This is a genomic window from Streptomyces sp. NPDC102283 (assembly GCF_044766265.1).
Taxonomy (GTDB): Bacteria; Actinomycetota; Actinomycetes; order Streptomycetales; family Streptomycetaceae; genus Streptomyces.
In genome coordinates this window covers 29,387-52,010 of sequence record NZ_JBIWLQ010000033.1, presented here as the reverse complement: position 1 = coordinate 52,010, position 22,624 = coordinate 29,387, and the positions used below count along the sequence as shown (strand labels likewise).

General features: G+C 72.7%; 11 protein-coding genes. 2 read left to right on the top strand and 9 right to left on the bottom strand.

The window, feature by feature from the left end:
* Positions 1-2: 2 nt before the first annotated feature.
* A complete protein-coding gene (locus ACIRJT_RS37570; protein ID WP_403918769.1) occupies positions 3-1,196 on the top strand; it encodes a thioester reductase domain-containing protein in 1,194 nt (397 codons plus the stop codon).
* Positions 1,197-1,305: 109 nt separating this feature from the next.
* Here ACIRJT_RS37570 and ACIRJT_RS37565 read toward each other — a convergent pair whose 3' ends face one another.
* The 4 genes from ACIRJT_RS37565 to ACIRJT_RS37550 all read right to left on the bottom strand — a co-directional run bounded on the left by ACIRJT_RS37565 (position 1,306) and on the right by ACIRJT_RS37550 (position 10,450).
* Positions 1,306-4,005 carry a LuxR C-terminal-related transcriptional regulator gene (locus ACIRJT_RS37565; RefSeq protein WP_403918767.1) on the bottom strand — a complete coding sequence of 900 codons (2,700 nt, stop codon included), beginning with the start codon at positions 4,003-4,005 and terminating at the stop codon, positions 1,306-1,308.
* Between the two features lie 574 nt (positions 4,006-4,579).
* Positions 4,580-6,319, bottom strand: a complete 1,740-nt coding sequence (locus ACIRJT_RS37560; protein ID WP_403918764.1) for an ABC transporter ATP-binding protein — start codon at positions 6,317-6,319, stop codon at positions 4,580-4,582.
* Positions 6,319-8,109: an ABC transporter ATP-binding protein gene (locus ACIRJT_RS37555; protein ID WP_403918761.1), complete on the bottom strand. Its 1,791-nt coding sequence runs from the start codon at positions 8,107-8,109 to the stop codon at positions 6,319-6,321. The genes ACIRJT_RS37560 and ACIRJT_RS37555 overlap by 1 nt, the downstream gene beginning before the upstream one ends.
* Positions 8,110-8,260: 151 nt before the next feature.
* Positions 8,261-10,450, bottom strand: a complete 2,190-nt coding sequence (locus tag ACIRJT_RS37550) for an MMPL family transporter (RefSeq protein ID WP_403918758.1) — start codon at positions 10,448-10,450, stop codon at positions 8,261-8,263.
* 262 nt (positions 10,451-10,712) lie between these two features.
* Here ACIRJT_RS37550 and ACIRJT_RS37545 point away from each other — a divergent pair, with 262 nt between their 5' ends.
* Positions 10,713-11,330 carry a TetR/AcrR family transcriptional regulator gene (locus ACIRJT_RS37545; protein WP_403918755.1) on the top strand — a complete coding sequence of 206 codons (618 nt, stop codon included), beginning with the start codon at positions 10,713-10,715 and terminating at the stop codon, positions 11,328-11,330.
* Between the two features lie 39 nt (positions 11,331-11,369).
* On the opposite strand, the gene ACIRJT_RS37540 is transcribed toward ACIRJT_RS37545, so the two are convergent.
* The 5 genes from ACIRJT_RS37540 to ACIRJT_RS37520 are packed head-to-tail and all read right to left on the bottom strand — an operon-like array spanning position 11,370 to position 22,624.
* Positions 11,370-13,787 carry an SDR family NAD(P)-dependent oxidoreductase gene (locus ACIRJT_RS37540; RefSeq protein WP_403918752.1) on the bottom strand — a complete coding sequence of 806 codons (2,418 nt, stop codon included), beginning with the start codon at positions 13,785-13,787 and terminating at the stop codon, positions 11,370-11,372.
* A complete protein-coding gene (locus ACIRJT_RS37535) occupies positions 13,784-15,193 on the bottom strand; it encodes a cytochrome P450 (protein WP_403918749.1) in 1,410 nt (469 codons plus the stop codon). Before ACIRJT_RS37535 ends, ACIRJT_RS37540 begins: the two co-directional genes overlap by 4 nt.
* A complete protein-coding gene (locus tag ACIRJT_RS37530; protein ID WP_403918746.1) occupies positions 15,190-18,087 on the bottom strand; it encodes a KR domain-containing protein in 2,898 nt (965 codons plus the stop codon). The genes ACIRJT_RS37535 and ACIRJT_RS37530 overlap by 4 nt, the downstream gene beginning before the upstream one ends.
* On the bottom strand, positions 18,084-21,239 hold the full coding sequence (locus ACIRJT_RS37525) for an SDR family oxidoreductase (RefSeq protein ID WP_403918744.1): 3,156 nt from the start codon (positions 21,237-21,239) through the stop codon (positions 18,084-18,086). Before ACIRJT_RS37525 ends, ACIRJT_RS37530 begins: the two co-directional genes overlap by 4 nt.
* Positions 21,236-22,624: an acyltransferase domain-containing protein gene (locus tag ACIRJT_RS37520; protein ID WP_403918741.1), complete on the bottom strand. Its 1,389-nt coding sequence runs from the start codon at positions 22,622-22,624 to the stop codon at positions 21,236-21,238. The genes ACIRJT_RS37525 and ACIRJT_RS37520 overlap by 4 nt, the downstream gene beginning before the upstream one ends.

Sequence of the window (22,624 nt, the reverse complement as noted above, 5' to 3'; positions counted from 1 at the left end):
TGATGACTCCGCCCACGTATGCGGGAATCGCCGAGGAGTTCGCGGAGGATGTCGTGCTCGCCGACGACATCACCGGTTTCGAGGCGAAGGACCCGAGCACGGTCTCCGAGGTGCTGCTCACCGGCGCGACCGGGTTCCTCGGGAGCTTCCTGCTGAAGGACCTGCTGGCGCACGGCCTGACCGTGCACTGCCTGGTACGGGCCGCCGACGCCGAGGCGGGTCTCGCGCGGCTGCGCAAGACGCTCGGCTCCTACGAGGTGCTGGACCAGGTGGACCTCTCCCGCGTCCGGGTCGTGACCGGGGACGTCACGCGTCCCCGGCTCGGCATGGAGGAGGACGTGTACGCGGAGCTGGCCGCGCGCGTCGGCGCGGTCTACCACTCCGCGGCCAAGGTCAACTTCCTCACCCTCTACAAGTGGCTGCGCAAGCCGACGGTGGACGCCACCCACGAGGTCCTGCGGCTGGCGTGCGCCGCCGGCGCCACACTGCACCACGTCTCGACGACCGGCATCTTCGAGCCCAAGGAGCACGAGACCCCGCGGAAGGAGTCGGACCCGACCGGGCCGCCCGAGTCCCTGTCCCTCGGATACACCAAGAGCAAGTGGGTGGCCGAGCAGTTGGTGCTGGAGGCCCACCGGCGCGGGGTACCGGTGACCGTCCACCGGCCGGGGCAGGTGTGGGGCGATTCGACCACCGGGGCCTGCCAGCCGAACGACTTCGTGTGGCGGTTCATCAAGGGGTCGATCCAGGCGGGCGTCTATCCGCGGCGGTTCGGGCTGGACATGAACATGGTGCCGGTCGACTACGTGAGCGCCGCGCTGGTCGCCGCCTCCCGCGACGCCCGGTCGACCGGGCAGGTGTTCCACCAGGTGAGCGCGGGCTCGCTGGATTCTGACCGGATCCTCGAACTCGTCCGCGGTGCGGGGTACGAGATCAGGGAAGTCAGCATCCTGAAGTGGATGAAGGCCGTCTCGGCCGATGTGCAGAACTCGATGTTCCCCCTCATGCGGCTGATCGTGGACCTGGAGAGGTTCGAGGCGGCGGAGTTCTCCGACGAGGCCACGCGGGCGTTCCTGAGCGACTCGGGGGTCCTCCGTCCGGAGATCGACGAGGCGCTGTTCGCCACCTATGTCTCCTACTTCGTCCGCCAGGGCACGCTGCCCGAACCGGTGGCGGTCACCGCCGGGGTGAGCTGACGGGCGGCCCCGGGGCGGGACGGGCCGAAGGGCGGTGGCCGACGAGGATTCCCGTCGGCCACCGCCCTTCGCCCGCCGGTGCTCGGGGCCGCGCGGCCCCGGGCACCGGTCAGCCGGCCGACAGCCTGACCGCGCGGTTCGGCGTCTCCTGTCCCTGGGAGCGGTGCAGCGCCTGCCGCTCCGTGATGCCCAGCTTGTGGTAAATGCGGTGCAGGTGGTTCTCGACCGTGCGCACCGACACCACCAGCCGGAGCGCTATGTCGCGGTTGGACATCCCGGTGGCGGCGAGCGCGGCCACCTCGCGTTCGCGCGGGGTGAGCGGGGCCATGTCGCCGCGGTTCTCGTTCACGATCCAGGGCGGGAGGGCGAAGGTGCCGCCGCGGAGCAGGTTCTCGCAGGTGGCCCAGGCCTCCCGGCCCTTGCGGCGCTGTCCGGCGGCCCGGTGGGCGCGGGCGGCCTGGGCCGCCGCCTCGGCGGCGAGCGGCAGTGCGCCCATCTCCCCGAACTGCCGGGAGACCTTGGTGAGGGCGTTCCCGTCGGCCTCGGCCAGCGCCTGGATGTGATCGGACATCACCCGGGCGGTGGCGCCGCCGCACCGGGCGGCGAACTGCCGGGCCCGTGACCGGAAGCGGTAGGAGGCGTTCTCCTTGACCCGGGCGATCAGGTGCAGGGCCGCCAGGGCGGTGGGCGTACGTCCTTGGGCCTCCGCGCGGTCGGCGAGATCGAGGGCGGCGGAGGCGGCTCCGGAGTAGTCGCCGGTGTGGGCGAGGACAAGGGCCCGGTCGTAGGCGATCTCGTCGTCGGCGATCGGGTGGGAGACGGCTTCGCGCTGCACGGTACGGGCCTCGACCAGCGTGCGGAGCGCCTCCGCGTGCTGCCCCGACTCGGCGAGCGCGCCGCCCAGCTGGGCGAGCGTCCACGCGCGGGTGACCGGCCATTCGTGGCAGGTGTCCAGGGTGACCGCCTGCCGCAGTTGCGCCACCGCCCGCTGGGGTTCGCCGCGGAGCCGCAGCAGCCGGGCGCCGGCCAGGACGGTCTGGAGCAGCGCCGGCCAGCGGTCGGCGTCGTCGTAGCGCCGCGTCGTGGCCAGCGCCTCCTCGGCCTCCCTGAGGTTGCCCGTGTGCCACAGGCACCGGGCGGCCAGGGCCACCAGGAGGGCCGCCGCTTCGCCGTCCCAGTCGAAGGAGGGCTCCCGGTAGCGGCCGAGTAACTCCAGCGCGCCCGCCGCGTCGCCGAGTTCGGACCGGGCGAGCACCATCACCGGGACCAGGCCCTGGGTGACGGTCTGCTGCACGTCCCCCGCCCGCAGGACGGCTTCACCGATGTCGACGGCGTCGCGCAGCCGGTCGGACATCATGGCGATCAGGGCGCGGCTGCCGTGCAGCACTCCCGCCTGTCCCTGTCCGACGGCGGCGACGGCGCGGTCCAGCACCGCTCCGGCGTCCTTGACCCGCCGCAGCCGCCAGGCCAGGTTGACCACCCGGGCGTGCACGGCGGCGACGTATTCCGTCTGGGGGATGTCCACCGCGGCGCTCAGGGCCGTGTCGAAGACCGCTTCGGCCTCCTCGTGCCGCCCCTTGCCGATGAGGACCTCGCCGAGGAGCAGGGCGGCCCGGAGGGACTCCCTGGGAGCGTCCGAGCGCTGGACCGCGTGCGCCACCATGCGGCACACGGCCTCCGGGCCCTCACCGAAGTCGGACACGGAGGCGCCGTGCAGCAGCGGCTTTCCCGGGTCGGTGGCGCGCAGGGCGAGCAGGCAGAGCCGCTCGGCGAGCTCGTGCATCCGCCGCCGGACCGCGGTGCGCGCGGCGACGAGCAGTTGCTCGCGCTCCGGCAGCAGCCCGGCCTCGATCCGCAGCGAGACGACGCGCAGGGCGTCCTCGGGGAGCCGTGCCCCCCGGCGTTCCATCGCGTCCGCCACCTGTCGGCGCAGCCGCTGCGCGGTGAGGTCGGACATCCGGGAGACGACCACCATCCGGCTGAGCGGAACGGCCAGCCGCAGTTCTACGCGCGTACCGTTGTAGCGGACGGCCACGATGCCCCGGAGGTCCAGGGACTCGGCCGCGTGCGCGAGTCCGGACGCGGCGGCGATGTCCATCTCCAGCGGCTCGGCGACGGCCAGCGTGTTGACCAGTTCCTGCTCGTCGAGGCTGAGGTCGCGCAGTCCGAGGCGGATGAGTTCGGACAGCCGGCGGCTGGGAGGGTGGGTGAGCCCCTCCCACCACCAGACGCCGTCGACGCGGCGCAGCGACTTCTTCTCGACGGCGTGGTCGACGAGTTCCCGTAGTACCAGCGCGTTGCCGTGCGTGGCGGACCACAGGCGTTCCAGGGTGGCCGCGTCCGTGTGGCCGCCGAGCCGGGCGTGCAGGACGTCCCGGAGCTGTGCGCGGTCGAACGGGCCCACGTCGACGTGGTCGATGAGCCGGTCCACCCAGAGTTTGTCGATTCCGGCGGGCGTGTGGGCGTCCTTGCGGCTGGCGGCGAGCACGCTGATGGAACCCGCCGCGACGAGCCGGTGGAGCCGGTGGCCCGACGCGTCGTCGACGAGGTGGGCGTCGTCGACGCCGACGAGTGGGCGGTCGGTGGCCGAGCCGCTCCGGTTCGCGGGTTCGATCGAGTCGAGGCATTCGCCGAGCGACCCGTATCCCTTCGCGCGGGCGCCGCTGCTCCAGCTCGCGCCGCCGACGGAAAGGACGGTACGGCCCGCGTCGGAGGCACGTTCCAGGGCGGTGGCGAGAAGAAGGCTTTTACCCACTCCTGTTCCGCCCACCAGAAGCGCTCCGCCGCCGCGCCCGAGTGCGCGCTCCACGTCCTTGAGCTCGGCCTGTCTACCCGTTATCGGCCAATGAAAGAGAACCTCTGTTGACATCTGAATCTCATGCCCCCGCAGGAAGAATGTCAGCACTCTCAGATAACGCCCCGCAGCCCCCTGGCCTGCCCCTACGTGTCAGCCGCATGAACGCCGCATTACACGTGCACTCGAGCATGGCCGAAAAGTGACCTGCCCTCACCTTTCGAGGCAGGTGACTTTCCGTCAAAACCTGACCGGGGAACCATCGGTTTCGGTCAAGTATAGACCGGCACCTTGAAAGTGAAGCTGACAGCGACCTGACGGGACCGTGAAAGCTCAAGTTGCCTGATAAACAGCTTGCCGGCCACCGGAACCAACTCGGACAGGCAATACCGACCGGCAATCCTTACTTCGCCGCGATGGGTTGCTACCGGAAATTAACTTTCTCTTATCACCCTTTGCCATAGGTCAGAACGGCTGCCGCTCGGGTCTCACGGCACTCGCCCCCGGCGCGGGGGCTGCCGGGGGCGAGTGGTTCGGGGGCGGGGCGGTACGGCGGGACAGGCCGTCAGGCCGACCTGGCGGCCAGCCGTCAGGCCGACCTGGCGGCCAGCCGCCAGCGCCGGGCACGGCTGCGCTGCGCCCAGAAGAACGCGTACCGGCCCTCGCGTGCCATGAGGTCGTCGTGGGCGCCCTGTTCCACGATCCGCCCGTCGTCCAGCAGCAGGATCTGGTCGGCCGCCGCCACGGTCTGCAGCCGGTGCGCGATGACCAGGAGCGTCCGCCCCTCCGTCAGGTGGCCCAGCGCCTCCTGCACCGCCCGCTCGTTCTCCGGGTCGAGGGACGCGGTCGCCTCGTCCAGCAGCACGACCGGCGCGTTCTTCAGGATCGCCCGGGCGATGGAGACCCGCTGGCGCTCGCCGCCGGAGAGCAGCGCGCCGCCCTCGCCGACCTTGGTGTCCCAGCCCATCGGCAACCGGAGCGTGATCTCGTCGACCCGGGCGAGCCGGCCCGCCTCGCGGACCTCCTCGTCGGCGGCTCCGGGACGGCCCAGCCGGATGTTCTCCAGGATCGTGCCCTCGAAGAGGTAGACGTCCTGGAAGACCACGGAGATCTTCGACATCAGCACCTCCGGGTCGATCTCCCGGACGTCCACCCCGCCCATCCGCACGACGCCGCCGTCCACGTCCCAGAACCGGGGGATCAGCTTGCTGACCGTGGTCTTGCCCGAGCCGGACGGTCCGACCAGGGCCGTCATCGTGCCCTCCGCGAGCTTCAGCGACACCCCCGACAGCACCTGGGCGCCGCCGTAGCCGAAGTCCACGTTCTCGAACTCGATGTCGTGGCCCCGCGGCGTGAGCGGGTGGGCGGTCTGCGGCAGCCGGGGCTCGGCCAGCAGCTCGGCGATCCGGTCGAGGGCCGCCCGCGCGGTGCGCAGGGTGGATCCCAGGACCGCGGCCTCGGCGATCGGCTCGGTGAAGCGCGCCGCGAGCACCAGGATCGCCAGCAGCTTCGCGACGTCCAGACCGCCCTCCAGCGCCAGGTAGACGCCGGTCACCAGGACCACCGTGAAGGCGGCCTGGACCACCAGGGCGAAGCTGACCAGTCCGGGGACCCCGGTCATCAGCACCCGCCGGGACGCCTCGGCCTGCGTCTCCAGCGCGGCGTCCAGCCCCTTGCCGCCGGAGCCCTCCGTGTTGCGCCCGAACACGCGCAGCACCGGCTGGAGTTGGGCGAACTCGACGACCTTCCCACCGGTCACCGCCTGGGCGGCGCTGCGCGCCTCGTCCGCGGAGCGGGTGAGCCCCGCGCTCCAGCGGTAGACCACGACGATCAGCGGCACCGTGAGCGTCGCCGCGAGGGCGAGCCGCCAGTCGAAGAAGTACATGATGGCGACGACGGTGGCGGGGGTGACGAAGCTGGTGACCAGCGGCCTCAGCAGGTGGGCCGGTACGCCCATCACATCCATGACGCTCTTGGTGGCGAGCTGGCCGAGCCGGCCCACCCGCTCGGGCCCGAACCAGCCCAGCGGCAGCGAGGCCACCTGGTCGCCGATGCGGTTGTGCAGCATCCGGGACAGGGTGGCGCCGGCGTCGAAGCCGGTGCGCAGGGAGTCGTAGTAGGCGACGCAGTAGAGTGCGGACACCCCGAGCAGCGTCCACAGCCACGGCCAGACGGAGTCCGGATCCGAGCCGAGCAGCGCTTCGAGGATGGGTACGAGCAGGGCGAAGGCGACGCCCTGGAGGACCGCGCAGACGACCAGCGCGGTGATCATCCTGCGGATGGGCCGGTTGTGCTCCGGTCCCACCAGCTTGAGCAGTTGGCTGATCATCAGCTGGTTCCTCCCGTTCGAGCGGCGGCGGCCGGGTCGGGCTCGTTCCAGCGCGGCTGCCAGACCGCGCTGCGTTCGTGCGCGTGCCACATCCGGGCGTACCGGCCGTCGCGGGCCACGAGTTCGGCGTGGGTGCCCGACTCGATGAGCTCCCCGTTCTCCAGGACCACGATCCGGTCCGCCTCGACGACGGTGGAGAGCCGGTGCGCGATCATCAGGACGATCTTTCCCCGGGTCAGCTCGGACAGGGCTTCCTGCACCTCCGCCTCGGACTGGGGGTCCGCGTAGGCGGCCGCCTCGTCCAGGACGATGATCGGAGTGTCCGCGAGCACCGCGCGGGCGATGGAGACCCGCTGGGCCTGCCCGCCGGAGAAGCGGGCGTCCTCGCCGACCACGGAGTCGTACCCGCGGGGCAGCGCCTCGATCACGTCGTGGACGCAGGCGGCACGGGCCGCGGCGATCACGTCCTGGCGGCTCGCGTCGGGCCGGGCCATGCGGATGTTGTCGGCCACCGAGGTCTGGGTGAGCCGGACGTCCTGGAAGACGAAGGCGACCCTGCGGTACAGGTCGTCCAGCGCGATGTCCCGGATGTCCACACCGCCGATGGTGATGCTGCCGCCGGTCACGTCGCCGAACCTCGGCAGCAGGGTGGCCAGGGTGCTCTTGCCGGAGCCGGAGGGGCCCACCAGCGCGGTGACCGTGCCGGGGGCGAGATCGAGGTCGATCCCCGCGAGGGCTTCCTTCTCCCCGTCGTAGCTGAACCGCACGCCCTGGTAGCTGACGTGGTCGCCCGAGGGGCTGATCGGCTCCTGGGCCACGGGCAGTTCCTCGGCGTGCAGGACGTCATGGACCCGCGCCGCGGCCGCCTTGGCGAACCGCAGTTCGTAGCTGGCGTAGAAGAGCGCGAGCACCGGCGCGGTGAGGCCGACGCCCAGCAGGGCGAACGGCAGCAGGTCTACGCCGGCGAGCCCGCCGCCCGTGATGAGGAAGGCGCCTCCGGTGACGACCGCCAGCAGAACGGCGATGGGCGAGAGGACCATCTCCGCGACCGCCTTGGAGTGGACGGTGGACCGGACCCAGGACAGGAAGAAGGCGGCGAAGTCGTCCGCCGCGTCCCGGAACTTCTGGTGCGCCCGGTGGGTCTGGCCGAACGTCTTGACCACCGCGACGCCCTGGACGAACTCGACGGCGCTGCCGTTGATCTCGCCCATCGCCCGGTCGTAGTCCGGCAGGTGCTTGGCCATCTGCGCCATCGTGATGCTGTACAGGCCGAGCCCGACGACGAGCGGGGCGATCGTCACGAGCGTCATCTGCCAGTCGACCCAGAAGAGGTAGGCCAGCGAGACCGCCGGGACGACGGTCGCCGACGTCATCTCCAGGACGGAGTGGGCGATCATGTGGTGCATCGCGTCCACGTCGTCCTGCACAGCCTTCTTCACGGTGCCGGAGTTGCGCTCGGAGAACCAGCCCAGCGGCACCCGGGCCAGCCGGGCCACCAGGCTCCGGCGGATGTGCGACTGCAGTTGGTTGTCGGCGAAGTGCGACAGGGCCCCCGCCGCCAGCATGAAGGCGAGCCTGACGAGCAGGGCGCCGACGGCGACGGCCGTGATGGTCCACGCCCGGTCCGAGCGGTCGGCGTGGTCGCTCAGCAGCACCCGACCGAGTTCGGCGATGGCGATGAAGGGGACGACCCCCGCGATCGCCGAGACCGCCTGAGCGGCCACGGCCAGCCGTAGCTTTCCTTTGATCGGGCGAAGGATCTCGCCCAGTACGGCCTCTTCCGTGGCCATCCGGTCCTCCATGACCTCAGTTAGACACTGTCTAATGGATGTGACGAATGTACCCGACATTCGAGTCGGCCGGTCGGGTACGGCCGGATTCCGGCCCGCCGGGTGAAGTGCCGCCGCTGAGCGGATCGCTTCACCCGGCGGGCCGACCGGCTCAGCGGCCCACGGGGACACGCTCCTCGGCGGGCTTCTTCTCCGCGAGAGCCGCGTCGCCCTCCTTGATGCCGAAGCGCGCGTACACCTTCTGGAGGGGGCCCGGGGCCCACCAACTGGCGCGCCCCATCAGCTTCATGACGGCCGGCACCAGCAGGATGCGGACCACCGCCACGTCCAGCAGGATGGCGATCACCATGCCGACGCCGAACAGCGTCATGGTGAGCACACCGCTGGTCGCCATCGCCGCGAGCGGCACGCACATCAGCAGGGCGGCGCTGACGATCAGCTTGCCGATGCTCTGGAGCCCGGTCGCCACGGCGGCGGTCGGGTCGCCGAGCTGGTCGTACTGCTCCCGGATCCGGGACACGAGGAAGACCTCGTAGTCCATGGAGAGGCCGAAGATCAGGGCGAACAGCATGATCGGCATGTTGGGCTCGATGTTGCCGGTCGGGTCGAACCCGATCAGGTCGGCCAGGTGCCCGTCCTGGAAGATCCAGACCAGGATGCCGAAGGTGGCCGACAGCGACAGCAGGTTCATGGCGATGGCCTTGAGCGGCAGCAGCACCGAGCCGAAGGCCAGGAAGAGCAGGATGTACGTCGCGATGGCGATGTACAGGAGCATCCACGGCAGCACGTCGGCGAGCGCGTCCAGCGTGTCGTCGAAGACCGCGGTCTCACCGCCGAAGTACACCGTGGCGCCCGCCGGCCGCTCCACCTCGCGCAGGTCGTTCACCAGGTCGCGCGCCTCGGAGGAGACCGCCACCCCGTCGAAGCTGACGGAGACCCGGCCCGAGGTGCCCTCCACCCCGCTGATCTGGGCGTCCTTCGCCCCGGGCACCTTCGCGAGCCGCTCGGCGTACGCCTGGAGCGCCGCACCCTGCTCCGGGGACTTCGCGTCGCCGGAGAGCTTCAGCAGGGCGTCGATGGACTTGACGCCGTCGCCCTCGAAGTCCCGCTCCATGATGTTGTGGACCTGGCGGCCCTCCGCGCTGTCGGGCAGCTGCCGCGCGTCGTTGGCGCCGAAGTCGATCCGCAGGAACGGCACCGCGAGCGCCAGCATCACCGCGAGGGCGACCACGGCGACGGCGACGGGCCGGCGCATCAGGCCGTGCGCCAGCCGGAACCAGGGCCCCTCGTCCTTGGCCTCGGGAGCCGCGGCGCCCTTCTTGCGGCGCAGGGAGAGCGCGTTGACCTTCGGGCCCATCACCGCGAGCGCGGCGGGCAGCGCGATGATCGAGAAGAAGACGGACAGGACGACCGCGGCGACGCCGCCGTACGCCATGGACTTGAGGAAGGCGAAGGGGAAGAAGGTCATGCCGAACAGGGCGACCGCCACGGTGATGCCGGAGACCATGACGGTCCGGCCGGCGGTGGCGACCGTACGCGAGAGGGCTTCCTCGCCGGTGTGCCCGGCGGCCAGCTCCTCGCGGTAGCGGCTCACGATCAGCAGGCCGTAGTCGATGGCCACGGCCAGGCCCAGGATCGTGACCAGGCTCATGGCGAACACCGACACGTCGGTGAACTGGGCGATGACCCTCAGCACCGCCATGGAGCCGATGATGGACAGCCCTCCCACGAACAGCGGGAGGCTGGCCGCGGCGAGTCCGCCGAAGACCACGACCAGCAGCAGGAACAGGACGGGGAAGGAGAAGCCCTCGGCCACGGCGAGATCCTCGCCGATCTGCTCACCGGCCTGGAAGCCGGTGGGGACGGGGCCGCCGCGGAAGGTCTCGTACCCCGCGACGTCCAGCTGGTCCTTGACCTTCTTGTACGACGCCTCCTTGGCGTTGTCGTCGCTGCCCTTCAGATTCATCGCCACATAGGTGGCGTGCCGGTCCCGGCTGACCTGGGCGGGCATCTTGGTCATCCAGTAGTGCGCCGCGCCGGTCACCGACGACTCGGGCAGCGAGGAGATCTTGCCGACGACCGCCTCCTGGAAGGCGGGGTCGTCGACCGTCCTGTCCTTGCTGCGGTAGACCACGACCGCGTCCGGCGCCCGCTGCGGGAACGCCTCCTCGGCCAGGAGCGCCGCTTTACGGCTCTCCGAGTTCGGGTCCTCGAAGCCGCCGGGCTTCATGTCACCGAAGACGCCGAGGCCGTACACCCCCGAGAAGACAGCGAACACCAGTGTGAGGATCAGCAGCGGTTTGCGCCCCCGATGGATGAAGCGCCCCAACGTCTCGAACATCCGAACTCCCTAGATCGCCTTGCCAGTTCGTCGTGTCACAGTCCCCAAGCTACGACGACAGTAACAGTGTTATCAATACGCGGCACGGCGAATCAGGCCAGCCATCAGACCCGGCGAGTAGGAGCAAACACGCTCCGAGCTGGGCGTTTGTGCGAGTTAGACACTGTGCAAGAAATTTTGGCCGATGTCAGCCTCGTGTCAGCCCTTCAGCGACAACCACTGTCGCAAGCCATTCAAAACACCGTTGCGCTACATTGGGGTCATGGCCAGGCTCAAGACACATGACGACGCTCTTCGCCACAAGCTCATCAACCGCGCCGCCGCCACGGTCTTCGACCGCGGCACCGGCGCGTTGAGCCTGCGCAAGCTGGCCGCCGACGTGAAGACATCCACGACGGCGGTCTACTCCCTGTTCGGGAACAAGGCCGGACTGCTCGACAGCCTGTACGAGGAGGCGGTCCGGCTGTTCATCGCCCGCCTGGACACCGTCGACTCCTCCGACGACCCCTCGGCCGACGTCGTACGGCTCGGTGTCGCCTACCGGGAGTACGCCCTCGCCAACCCGCATCTGTACGGGATCGTCTTCGCCGACCGCGGCGACTACGAACCGACGCCCGAACGCCGCAGCGAAGCCGGCTCGACCATCCAGCCGCTCGTGGACGCGGTGGTGCGCGGCCAGGCCGCCGGACAGTTCAAGGAGGGAACGGCCGAGGTCATCGCCCTGTCCTGCTGGGGCGCGGCCCACGGCCTGGTCTCCCTGGAACTGTCCGGCAACGCCCCGCCGGGACTCGACATCGGGTCCGCCTACGAGGAGACCCTGTACGCCGTGGTCAGCGGCTGGCGTGCGCGCGGCGCGGAGTCCGCGGCCGAAGCCCCGTAGGGCCCCGCGCCGCGGACTCCGGTGCCTCCACGACAGGCCTCAGGGCCCAAGGGCGACGCCCTCCGCCAGGAGTACCTCGCGCCCGGCACGGGCTCCCCGCCACTCTCCGGACACCGCGCCCCTGCGCACCAGGTCGGTCTCCTGCGCCCCCGGGCTCAGCACCAGCCTCTCGACGGTGAACGTGCCCGCGCCGTCCCGCGCGCGGGAGCGGTCCACCTCGCGCACGATCGTCTCGACGGCCGCGGGCGAAAGGGTGTGGGCGGGCGGGAAGGACGTCGTCCACAGGTCGGCCGGCGCCACCGGGCGGAGGGCGAACGCCCCCGCGTCGCCGGGCGTCGGCCGCTCCTCCCGGAACACCACACCGGCCCAGTCCAGCCACCCGGCGTCCGGCCCGGCCGGGCCCGCCTGTTCCGGCGGTTCCGGCGGGGCGACGGGCGGCGAGGCGGGGAGCGAGGCGGGCTCGGGCCCGTACACGAGGGTGGCGGCCGCCACCCGCTCACCGGCCGGATCGCGCACGGTGACGTCCACCTGCCACACGCCGTCCCGCCGGGCGCCCTCGGCCTCCCGGTGCAGGACCAGGCGTCCGCCGGTGATCCGGAGTCCGGCCAGGCGCACCGTGAACCGGTGCACCTCCCGCAGGTGCAGCAGCGGCCAGCCCTCCGGCACCACCCAGTCGCCCGCGGCCACCAGGTGCTCCAGGACGACGCCCACGGGGACGGCCGGCCGGCCCTCGATCCGCAGATCCGTCAGACAGGGATGCGCCCCGGCCTCCAGCGTCCACCGCGTGCGCATCGAGCGGAACAGCGCGTACTCCTCGACCTCGCCGAGGTGGTGGTCGAGCGCGTGGAGCCGCGGCAGGTCCGGGTGGCCGGTCAGCATGCCGAACCCCCGCAGCTGCCCCGGCGCCAGGACGGCCCCGATCCGGCCCAGGAACACCGCTTCGTCGGTGTGCCCGGACGCGATCTCCTCCGCCCAGCGCCGGGCGCCCTCGGCCGGGTCGAGCGTGGAGACGTACCGGACGGCCGCGGAGTAGTTGGCGATGACGCCGAGGCGTTCCCAGGTCGGCCAGCAGAGGGTCTGCACCGGCAGGCCGAGGTCGTCGCGGGCCCAGAACCCGAGCCGGGCCAGCGCCTCGTTGCCCGCCGCGTAGTCGATCTGGCCGACCATCCCGCCCATCCGGCCGGCCAGCGATCCGACATTGCTCAGCAACCGCAGCGCGGCCCGCCGTTCGGGCCGGGCGAGGATCGCGCGGACCAGCTGGGCGAAGCCCGTCACCTTGACGTCGACCGTACGGATCACGGCTGCGGCGGACTTGCGGTCGAAGCGGGCGGGCTCGTCGATGCCGGCGTTGTGCACCACGTACTGCGGGCCGTCGCCGAGCGCGGCGAAGACGCTCTCCACCTGCTCGGCGTCCGTGCAGTCACAGCGCAGATACGTGATGCGCAGGCCGTCCTCGGCCGCCCGCCGCAGATTGCCGAGGACCTTGCGGGCCTCGTCGGCCCGGGCGATCTCCCGGCGCAGCTCCGCCAGATCGCCCGGGGTGCGCGCCCGCGACATCCGGCGACGGCGCCACAGCGCGAACGCCGCGTCGTCCAGGGAGGTGGTCTCTCCCTCGTCCGGCAGCTCGCCGCGGCCCGTGACCACCACCCGGCAGCCGAAGGTCTCGGCGAACGAGCGGGCGGCGGCGAACCCGACCCCGCGCGCACCGCCGGTGATCAGCACCGTGTCCTTCGGACCGGGCGGCCGGGGCCCCGGCGCGCGGTCGGGCGACGGCCGTCCGGCCAGCACGTGGCGTACGCCGTCGCGGTAGCCGACCTCGAAATGGGCGGGCGCCGCGAACTCCCGCTCGACCGCTTCCGCGATCGCCGTCGCGTCGGCCCGGTCCAGGTCGACCACCACCACGCCCGCCGCGGGGAGTTCCCGCGGCAGGCACTTGGCGAGTCCGGCCCAGATGCCGCCCAGCGGCTGCGGCACGCGGCCCGGTCCGTGGCCGGAGAGACCGCCGAGGTGGGTGACGGCCAGATACACGTGGCGGCCGAAGCGCGCTTCCTCGCTCCAGCGCCCGTAGGCGGCCCGGATCGCCTCGGTGGTGCGCGCGAGCGCGGACCGCCAGTCGGTGTCGCCCAGTTCGTAGGTCCGGCCCGTCACATTGAGATCGACGATGCCGTCCCAGCCCTCGGCCTTCAGCGGCGTGCCGGGGTCCGAGCGCACGACCAGCGCGCCCCGCTCACCCAGCTCCCCGGCGACGGCGGCGACCAGCCCGGCCGACTCGCCGACCAGCAGGACGCGCCGCCCCGCCAGCGGGCGGTCGGCGAGCGTGCCGGGGTGCGGGACGGGGACGGGTTCCCAGACGAACCGGCCCACCGGGCGCACGAACGCGTCCGGGTCGAAGGAGGAGAGGTGCGGTCGGAGCGCCGGCTGGCCGACCGCCTCCGCGGCCGCGGTGGACGTGGTCATCGGGTGCGCTCCCGGACCTGCACGCGCATGCCGCCCTTGGGGAACAGCGTGATGAACGCGCCGCCGCGGACCGCTTCCCGCTCCACCGAGACCTCGTACCGGCCGAAGACCGCCGCGACCGTCTGCTGGAGGAGCGCGAGTCCCATGCGCTTGCCGATGCACTGGCGACGGCCGCCTCCGAACGGCAGGTACGCCGAACGGTCCCGATCGGCCCCGGCGCCCGGCCGGAAGCGTTCGGGGTCGAACCGCTCGGGGTCCTTCCACTGCTCGGGGTTGTAGTGCGCCCCGTACACGGAGACGAGCAGTGGGGTGCCCGCGGGGATGCTGTGGCCGGCCAGGACGTCGTCCTCGATCGCCTCACGGGTGAACTGCCAGACCGGCGGGTGCATCCGGAGGCTCTCGTCCACCGCCATCGCGGTGTAGGTGAGGCCGTCCAGCTCGGCGGCGACCGGCGGGCGGTCGCCCAGCACCCGGTCGGTCTCCTCCCGCAGGCGCTCGTGCGCCTCGGGGTGGCGGGCGACCTCGTAGAGCGTCCAGGTCAGCGACAGCGCCGTCGTCTCGACGCCCGCCAGGAAGAGGGTGACCAGGTCGGCCCAGAGTGCGTCCTCGGGGAGGTCCGACTCGCGGATGAGCGTGGCGACCTCGCCGCCGACGCCGAGGTCCACGTCCCGGGCCGCCTCGGCGACGACCCGCTCCAGGGTCCGCCGGGCCCGCGCGACGCGGCGGCGGTAGGGGGTCGGGAGGAACGACGGGATCGCCTTGTCCACCGAGCCGACGTTCTTGAAGATCGCTTCGAGGGCGACCGTGACCGCTTCCGCGAACTCACCGCCGTCCTGCGAGAGGTCCTTGCCCACCAGGGCGATCCCCATCACCCGGGAGGTCAGCCTCATCGCTTCCCGGAAGAGGTCGAACGGCTCTCCGGTGCGGGCGTGTTCGGCGAGGCGGTCGAGCAGCGCGGCGACCGCCAGGTCGCTCTCCCCGCCCCGGGCGGCGATGGCGTTCGGGGTGAACGCCGAGTTGACGGTCTTGCGGTGGACGCGCCAGTCCCCGTCGTCCAGGGTCAGCAGCCCGCGCCCCATGAACAGTTCGAACGCCTCGTAGTAGGCGCCGCGCGCGTAGTTGTCGGCGTTGCCCTGGAGCACCCGGCGGATGCCGTCGGGTGCGGATATCTGGACGGTCGGGTTGTGCGGCAGGATCGGCAGTTTCACGACGGTGCCGTGGTCGCGCTGGGCGCGCAGCGAGTAACCGGGCGGGTCCGCGGCGTACGCGATCGTGGAGACGATCGGGGAGGAGCGCGGGAACTTCGTGGGTCCCCCGACCGGTTTCGCCCGGGCGCCGGTCACCGGGCAGACGCCGGCTTCCGGGGCCGCGGGGGCGGCGGGGGCGACGTCGGGCGTGTCGGTCATGGTGTGGTCTCCTCGGCAGGGCTGCGGCGTCCGCGGTACTCGCCGGTGGTCTGGTTCACATGGCCGAGCACGGCTCCGGTCATGTCCTTGATCTGCAGGACGACGTCCCCGGCCGCGGTGACCGCGACCGACCGGTTCTCCTCGGCGCTCTCCAGATCCAGGCGCGCGGGCAGGGAGTAGAGCTCGACCCGGGTGCCGGCGGCGGCCAGTGAGGCGTCGGTGTGGCCGTCGTACAGGTCGATGCGGCGGATGGTCCGCGGTACGGCGAGCGGGATCCAGTCGCCGTCGCTCCGGTTCAGGACCGAGGTCCGGGCCAGGCCGTCGAGCAGTACGGACGGCACGACGAGGCCGGAGAACCAGCGCTCGATGCCCGGCCGGTCCGGGACGTAGCGGGCGCGCCGTCCGTGCGGGTGGGCGCGGGTGTCTCCGGTGGAGACGAAGACGCCGCTCAGCAGGACGGCGGGATTGGGCAGGTGGTACGGGTCGGCCACCGCCTCGGTGCCCTGATCGTCCCAGTGCTCCCAGCGCGGTGCGGCGACCGGTTCGTCCCGCAGCCGTACGCGGGCGGAGAAGTGGCGGCGGTCCTTGACGAGCAGTTGCCCGCCGGGGGCCAGCACGTCGCCCGTCACCTCGACGTCGACGACGGACTCGTGCCGTCCGCTCTCCACCAGGCGCGCGGTGATCTTCTTGGTCTCGCCGCGGCCGGGCCGGTAGACGCGCAGGAACGCGTCGAGCCGGATGTCCTCCAGCACGGCCGGGACCCGGCCGGGCACCAGGTGCATGGCGGCCTGCGCGGCGAGTTCGGGGACGAAGGTGCCGGGCAGGGTCGGGAATCCGTTGACGACGTGCTCGCGCAGGTAGGCGTCCCGTTCCAGGGTGAAGGTGCGCACCACGGTGAGCCGGTCGGCGCCTCGGTCGACGATGTCGTCGACGAAGAAGCCGGGGAGCGCCGGGCGCGCGGGGGCCGGGGCGGGCGTCGCAGCGGGGGCCGGGGCCGGGGCGAGGGGGTCCGGGGCAAGGGGGGCCGGGGCAAGGGGGGCCGGGGCGAGGGGGTCCGGGGCGAGGGAGTCCGGGGCGAGGGAGTCGGGGGCCGGTACGCGGCAGAAGTCCAGGTAGCCGGGTGCGGCCCGTTCCATGGTGGCCCGTTCCGCGTCCCCGAACAGCACGGTGAGCGGGGTCGGTTCGGCCTGGTCGATCTCGTGGAGGAAGTGGTCGATGCCCTCCGGCGTGGGCATGGCGGTGAACTGCGCGCTCTTCGCCAGGAACCTCCGCATGATCGGGGTCGCCCCGAGGCCGACGTCGCGCCACAGCGTCCAGCCGATGGTGAACTCGCCCGAGCCCCGGGCCGCGCCGGCGGCGGCAGCGGTGTTGAGGTAGTCGTTCGCCGATCCGTAGTCGGTCTCGCCGTTCTGTCCGGTGAAGCCGACGAAGGAACCGAAGTTGCACCAGCGGCGGGGCCGCCGGTCGCCGAACGCGGCCCTGAGGTTGGTGTGGGTGCGTACCTTCAGGTCGCGCACGGCCCGGAAGTCGGCGAGGCTCTTCTTGGCCACCGAGGCGGCCCGGTTGGTACCCGCGACGTTGAGCAGCAGGTCGACGCCGTCCCGCTCCGCCGACTCGATCCGCGCGACGACCTCCCGTACGGCGTGCGGATCGCGGAGATCACAGGCGTGGTAGGTCACCCGTTCCGCACCGCATATCTCCTTCAGCGTGCGCACGGTGGCGCGCACCTCGGCCGCGGCGGCCAGCCGGTCGTAGGCCGCGTTGGCCTCCCGTACGGAGAGCCGGTCCGGCCCGGTGCTGTGCGCCCGGATGAACTCCTGGCGTCCGGGCGCCTCCTCGGGTGTTCCGGCGCCGAGCGGGGTGGAGCCGATGATGTGGAAGCGGGGCCGGTCCCGGCGGGCCAGCGCCGTGAGGAGCGTCGCCCCGATGCCCCGGCCGCCGCCTGCCGCGACGACGGTACGGAGCGGTCGCGGGGCGGATGCGGTGGCGCCCCGGTCCCGCACGGCCCGGAGCAGGAGGCGGACGCCGCCCGCGAACGCGACGACGGGCAGGAGCTGCGGGGCCAGGGACTCCGCCGCCGCGTCGGCCTCGGCGTCCTTGAGCGCGGTGGCCTCGTGGACGACGGCGACCACGGAGGAGTCGGGCCACTCCAGCGCCAGGCTCTTGGCGAACCCGGAGAACAGCCCGGCGCACGGGTGCTGCACCCGGTCGGCGTCGATGCCGCCCAGGACGATCAGCACGAACGATGCGGGCAGCTCGGGGAGCCCGGCGCAGGCCTTCGCGGTACGGAAGAGGGCGTCGTGCAGCCGCAGCAGCCGCTCGGAGGGGCCACGGCCCCTGTCCTCCCGGGTCAGGTCGACCACGATCCGCACATGGCGCGGGGCGGCACGTCGGACCGCCTCCTCCAGCGCGTCCTCCTGCGACAGCGGCAGCAGCTCCGTGTCCGCCGGCAGGTCGTACGCGCCGAGCGCCGCCAGGCCGTGCGTCAGCAGTGCGGTGGACGGCGGGAAGAGCGGTGGCGGCGGGCCGGGATCCCTGCGCGGCGCCGGGGCGAGACCCAGGACGTGCCGGTCCAGGAGCCGGGGCTCGACGGGCTCCACCACCGCGGCGGGAAGCCGGGGCTCGACGGGCTCCACCACCGCGGCGGGAAGCCGGGGCTCGGCGGGCTTCACCACATGGGCGGTGGGCCGGGGCTCGACGGGAACCGCCACCGCGGTGGGACGGCGCAGTCGCAGGCGGTGGACGGGGCCGCCCTGCTCCGGGGCCCGCTCGATCACCGCGGTGGCGGGGCCCTGCTCCGTCCGGCCCGGCTCGGACCCCGTGAGGAAGGCGATCAGTTCCCGGGCGCCCTCGGCGCCCAGCAGGGTGGTGGCTCCCTGACGCGAGGGGCTCACGCCGCCACGCTCCTTTCCACAACGGCCAGCACGGGGAGGCCGGCCTCCTCGGCGAGCGACCTCCGGACCATGACGAACAGGAAGGCTCCTTCGGCGGGCCAGCGGCCCTCCTCGTCGTTCCACCCGGGCAGGGCCGTGCCGTTGACGCCCGCGACCAGCGCGACGTCGATCTCCCGGAAGTCCAGGTAGGAACCCGCCACGTCGAACGCCTCCAGCAGGGACGCCTCTCCGGCCTCGACCGTGATGTTGAGACCGCGCAGGTCGAAGTAGTTGGACAGCCGCGCCGCGATGACGTTGGGCATCGCCCCGGGGAAGGAGTCCTCGGTCGGCGCGGCGATGAGACCGGTGGCCCGTTCCTCCAGCCGGGTCACGAACTTCTCCGTGGCGGGCCCGCCCGCTCCCGCCACCACGTGGCGGATCTCGTCGAGGTAGGCGCGGGACTTGTAGAGCAGGGCGTTGCGGGTGGCCCCGGTGTGGCCGACCACGACTCCGGTGGTCCGGTGGTGGCTCAGGCACAGCTGCCGTACCGGCTCGTCCAGGGCCTGCATGCAGCGGATCATGGCGAGTTGGGTGCGGTCGGTGGTACGGGCGGTGGGCGGCGGCATCCGCAGTTCCTGGAACGGCGGTACGGGGTAGGCCGGGCCGAACGACGGCGCGAAGTCCTCGTCGGCCTCCCCCGCGGCCCAGGCCGCGACCTCCTCGGACGAGGGGCTGCCGGGCAGTTGGGAGGACCAGCCGACCAGGACGAGGTCCTCGTCGAGCGGAGCGGGCAGGGCCGCCGGATGTCCGGTCCGGACCGCGCTGTGGTCCTCGGAGATGATCACGTGGGCGTTGGTGCCGCCGAACCCGAAGCCGGAGACCGCCGCACGGCGCGGTCGGTCGCCGTCGACGGGCCAGGACACGGGCTGCCGCGGCACGGTGAGGCCGGTCGCGCGTTCGGCCAGGGTGTCGGGCAGCCGGGTGAACCGGTACTGCGCGGGGATCGTGCCGTGGCGCAGCGCCAGCAGGGTATGGATGACCGAGACCACCCCGGCCGCCCAACCGCAGTGCCCGACCAGGGACTTGTTGGAGGTGACCTGCTGGACGCGGTCGCCCGAGTAGCGCTGGGCGAGGCTGGTGAACTCGGCCTCGTCGCCCGCGGGCGTGCCGGTGGCGTGGGCGACGATCCAGTCGATGTCGTCCGGGCCGAGCCCGCTGCGCTCGAACGCCCGCTCCACGGCGAGTTCCTGGCCCGCGGGGGCCGGTGCGTAGATGGCCTTGCCCCGGCCGTCGGCCGAGAGGCCGATCGCCGAGATGACGCCCAGGACCCGGTCGCCGTCGGCGCGGGCCCGCGAGAGCCGCTTGAGCACGACGAGTCCGGCGCCGTCGGAGAACAGGGCTCCGTCCGCACCGGCGTCCAGGGCGCGGACGGCGCCGCCCGTGGAAAGGCCGTTCAGCTTGGCGAACAGGATCGATCCGCTGGGGGCGAGGGCGAAGGAGCCCCCGCACACCGCGACGTCGCTGCGCCCGGAGAGCAGGTCGCGCACGCCGAGGTCCATCGCGTACAGCGAGGAGGAGCAGGCGGTGTCCACCATGTGCAGCCGGGTGCCGTCCGGCAGGATGCCGTCCATCGCGACCTGGCCGACGCGGTGCGGATGGCGCGCCTCGCCGGGCTCGCCGCCCCGGCCGAACCTCCGGCGCAGGGCGTCCCCGACCGGGCCGCGCACGGCGTCGTCGCCGTCCTCGGCGAGGGTCTCCAGGGCGTGGCCGAGCACGTAGGACTCTTCGAGGTGCTGGCTGCCGTCGGGGGTGTAGCCGACGCAGAAGGAGAAGCGGTCGCCGTCCGCGCGGCCGACGCCTTCGAGTGCCTGGTGGAGGCTGTGCCGCAGCCAGAGCGCGGTGTGGTCGAGTCCGGCGTCGGTGAGCCCTTCCGCCCGCAGCTTCTCGTGGGGGCGGAAGTCGGTGATGAAGCCGGAGCGCCGTTGGTAGGTCTTGTCGGGCGCCCGGCGGTCCTCGGCGTGGAAGCGCGAGATGTCCCACCGGTCGCGGGGCGCGTCCACGAACAGCTCCGCGCCGTCGGTGAGGAGCCGCCAGAACTCCTCCGGCGAGGAGGCTCCCGGGATGGCCAGCCCCATGCCGACCACGGCGATGGGGTCGTCGTCCGGAGTCTCCGGAGACGGTTCGGTCTCCGGAGAGGGTGGAGTCTCCGGCGTCCGTGCTGCCGCCGGCGGGAGCGGCGCGGGTTCCGGCACGGACCGCGGTGCCGACCGCGCGGCGGGCTCGCGCTCCGGCTCGCGCTCCGTCACCGGCGCCGTCACCGGCTCCGTCACTGGCTCCGTCACTGGCGCCTGCACCGGCTCCGCCTCCGGCGTCGGCGACATCGCGGAACGCAGCAGCGTCAGACCGCCGTCCGCCAGGACCGTCTGCCCCGTCACCCAGCCCGAGCGTTCCGAGCTGAGGAACAGGACGACCTCCGCCAGGTCCTCCGGGCGGCCCAGCCGGGCCAGCGGGGTCGCCGCCACGGTGTTCGCCCGGACGTCGTCGAAATCCGGGAACAGCCGGCCCACCGGGTTGTCGATGAGACCGCACGAGGCCGCGTTGACCCGGATCCCGTCCTGGGCGAGCTCCGCGGCCAGATAGCGCGTCAGCGACTCCAGCGCCGCCTTCGAGACGCCGGTCGGGAGGTAGTTGGCCGGTGTCGTCGCGGCTCCGAGGGAGGAGACGTTGACGATGGCGCCGCCCCGCCCGCCGGACGCCGCCAGCAGCGGCCGGGCGTACTGCGCACACCACAGCGGGCCCTTGACGTTGGTGGCGTACGTCCGGTCCAGCAGGTCCTCCGTGATCTCCTCGAAGGGCACGAAGGAGCCGGCGGCGGCGTTGTTCACCAGGATGTCGAGCCGCCCGTGTTCCTCGGCGATCTCCGCGAACATGCGCTCGACCTGGGCCCGCCGGGCCACCGACCCGCGGATCAGCCGTACGTCCAGCCCCCGGTCGACGAGCGCGCGCACCTGCTGCTTGGCGGCGTCGTAGGAGTGGAAGCAGTTCAGCAGGACGGTCGCGCCGCGCTCCGCGAGCCGTTCGACGACGACCCGGCCGACGCTGCCCGCGCCGCCGGTGACCAGGGCGACGCGTCCGGCGAACTCCGCGTCGGCGCCACGGACGGGGTGCGTCATCGGCCGGCCGCGCTTCCGGCGTCCGCGCCGTCGGTGACACCGGCCGCCACGAAGTCGACGACCTTGCCGAAGGTGTCGTAGTCGGCGACGCGCAGCCCGGTGGGCGGCAGGCCGAGGCCGAAGCGGTCCCCCAGCCTGCTGAGCAGCTCGGTCTGCTTGACCGAGTCGACCCCGAGGTCCGCCTCCAGCTGCACGTCGTCCGTGAACACCTCCTCCGGGTACTCCATCGCCTCCGCGTACAGGGCCCTCACCCGGCCGCTGAGTTCGTCGCGGTCGGGGGCGGGCGTCGCGGCCACGGCGGCGGTCTCCGGGACGACGGCCGCCGGGGGCGTCACGGTGGCCGCGGCAGCCGTGTCCACAGGAGCGGCGGCCGCCGGAAGCGCCGACGCCGGTACGCCGCCGCGGGTCAGCGGGGGCCGCAGGGCGGCGGCCGCCGCGGCGAGCCCCGCCTCCTCGTCCCGCCCGGCCAGCGGCGCGACCACGTACGCGCCCGGCCTGGCCTGCTCCACCAGGGAGCTGAGCACCCGGCCGGCCCCGGTCTCGACGAACACCCGGGCCCCGGCCGCGTGCAGGGCCGAGACCGCCGGTCCGAACTCGACCGGCGTGACCAGGTGGAGGGCGAGCAGCCGGGCCAGGTCGTCCCCGTCCCGGTAGAACCTCCCCAGGATCGGCGAGTAGACGGGCACGTCGAGCGGCCGGGAGGGGAAGGAGGCGAGCCGCTCGGCCAGCACGCCGCGTGCCTTCTCCAGCAGGGGGTGGTGGAAGGGGTGCGGGGAGCGCAGCCGGGTGTGGGTGATGCCGAGCTGGCCGGCGACGGCCGCGGCCGTGGCGATCGGCTCGGCGCGGCCGGAGAGGACGGACTGGGGCCCGTTGTCGACGGCGAGCACGAGGCCGGGGTCGCCGATCAGGCCGACGATCCGTTCGGCGCGTTCGCCGTCGCAGCCCAGGGCGAGCATCACGCCGCCGCTGTCGTCGTGCTCGCGCAGGACGGATATCCGCTCGCAGAGGATCTCCGCCGCGTCGGTCAGGTCCCACGCCCCCGCGCAGGTCAGCGCCGCGAGCTCGCCGAGGGAGTGGCCGAGGTGCACCGAAGGGGCCGCCCCCCGTTCGGTGAGCAGCCGGTGGGTGGCGACCGCCGTCGTGAAGACGGCCAGTTGGAGGATGTCCGGGGCGGACTCCAGGAGGGCCGCGGGACTGGGCGGCGACGGCTGGAACACGGTCGGGGAGACAGCACGGCCGATCATCTCCTTGGCGACCGCGTCCACCTCCTCGAAGGTGGTCCGCACCGTCCGGTCCCCGCTCTCCCAGTACCCCTTCAACGCGCCGGCGCGGTAGGCGCCCTGTCCGGGAAAGAGTGCGACGGTCATATCCAGTTCTCGGCTCAT

Bases quoted from the DNA above. Each gene is read 5' to 3' on its own strand.
- ACIRJT_RS37570 (WP_403918769.1), top strand. From the start codon at position 3: ATGACTCCGCCCACGTATGCGGGAATCGCCGAGGAGTTCGCGGAGGAT.
- ACIRJT_RS37560 (WP_403918764.1), bottom strand. From the start codon at position 6,319: ATGATCAGCCAACTGCTCAAGCTGGTGGGACCGGAGCACAACCGGCCC.
- ACIRJT_RS37555 (WP_403918761.1), bottom strand. From the start codon at position 8,109: ATGGCCACGGAAGAGGCCGTACTGGGCGAGATCCTTCGCCCGATCAAA.
- ACIRJT_RS37550 (WP_403918758.1), bottom strand. From the start codon at position 10,450: ATGTTCGAGACGTTGGGGCGCTTCATCCATCGGGGGCGCAAACCGCTG.
- ACIRJT_RS37545 (WP_403918755.1), top strand. From the start codon at position 10,713: ATGGCCAGGCTCAAGACACATGACGACGCTCTTCGCCACAAGCTCATC.
- ACIRJT_RS37540 (WP_403918752.1), bottom strand. From the start codon at position 13,787: ATGACCACGTCCACCGCGGCCGCGGAGGCGGTCGGCCAGCCGGCGCTC.
- ACIRJT_RS37535 (WP_403918749.1), bottom strand. From the start codon at position 15,193: ATGACCGACACGCCCGACGTCGCCCCCGCCGCCCCCGCGGCCCCGGAA.
- ACIRJT_RS37525 (WP_403918744.1), bottom strand. From the start codon at position 21,239: ATGACGCACCCCGTCCGTGGCGCCGACGCGGAGTTCGCCGGACGCGTC.
- ACIRJT_RS37520 (WP_403918741.1), bottom strand. From the start codon at position 22,624: ATGAGCCGAGAACTGGATATGACCGTCGCACTCTTTCCCGGACAGGGC.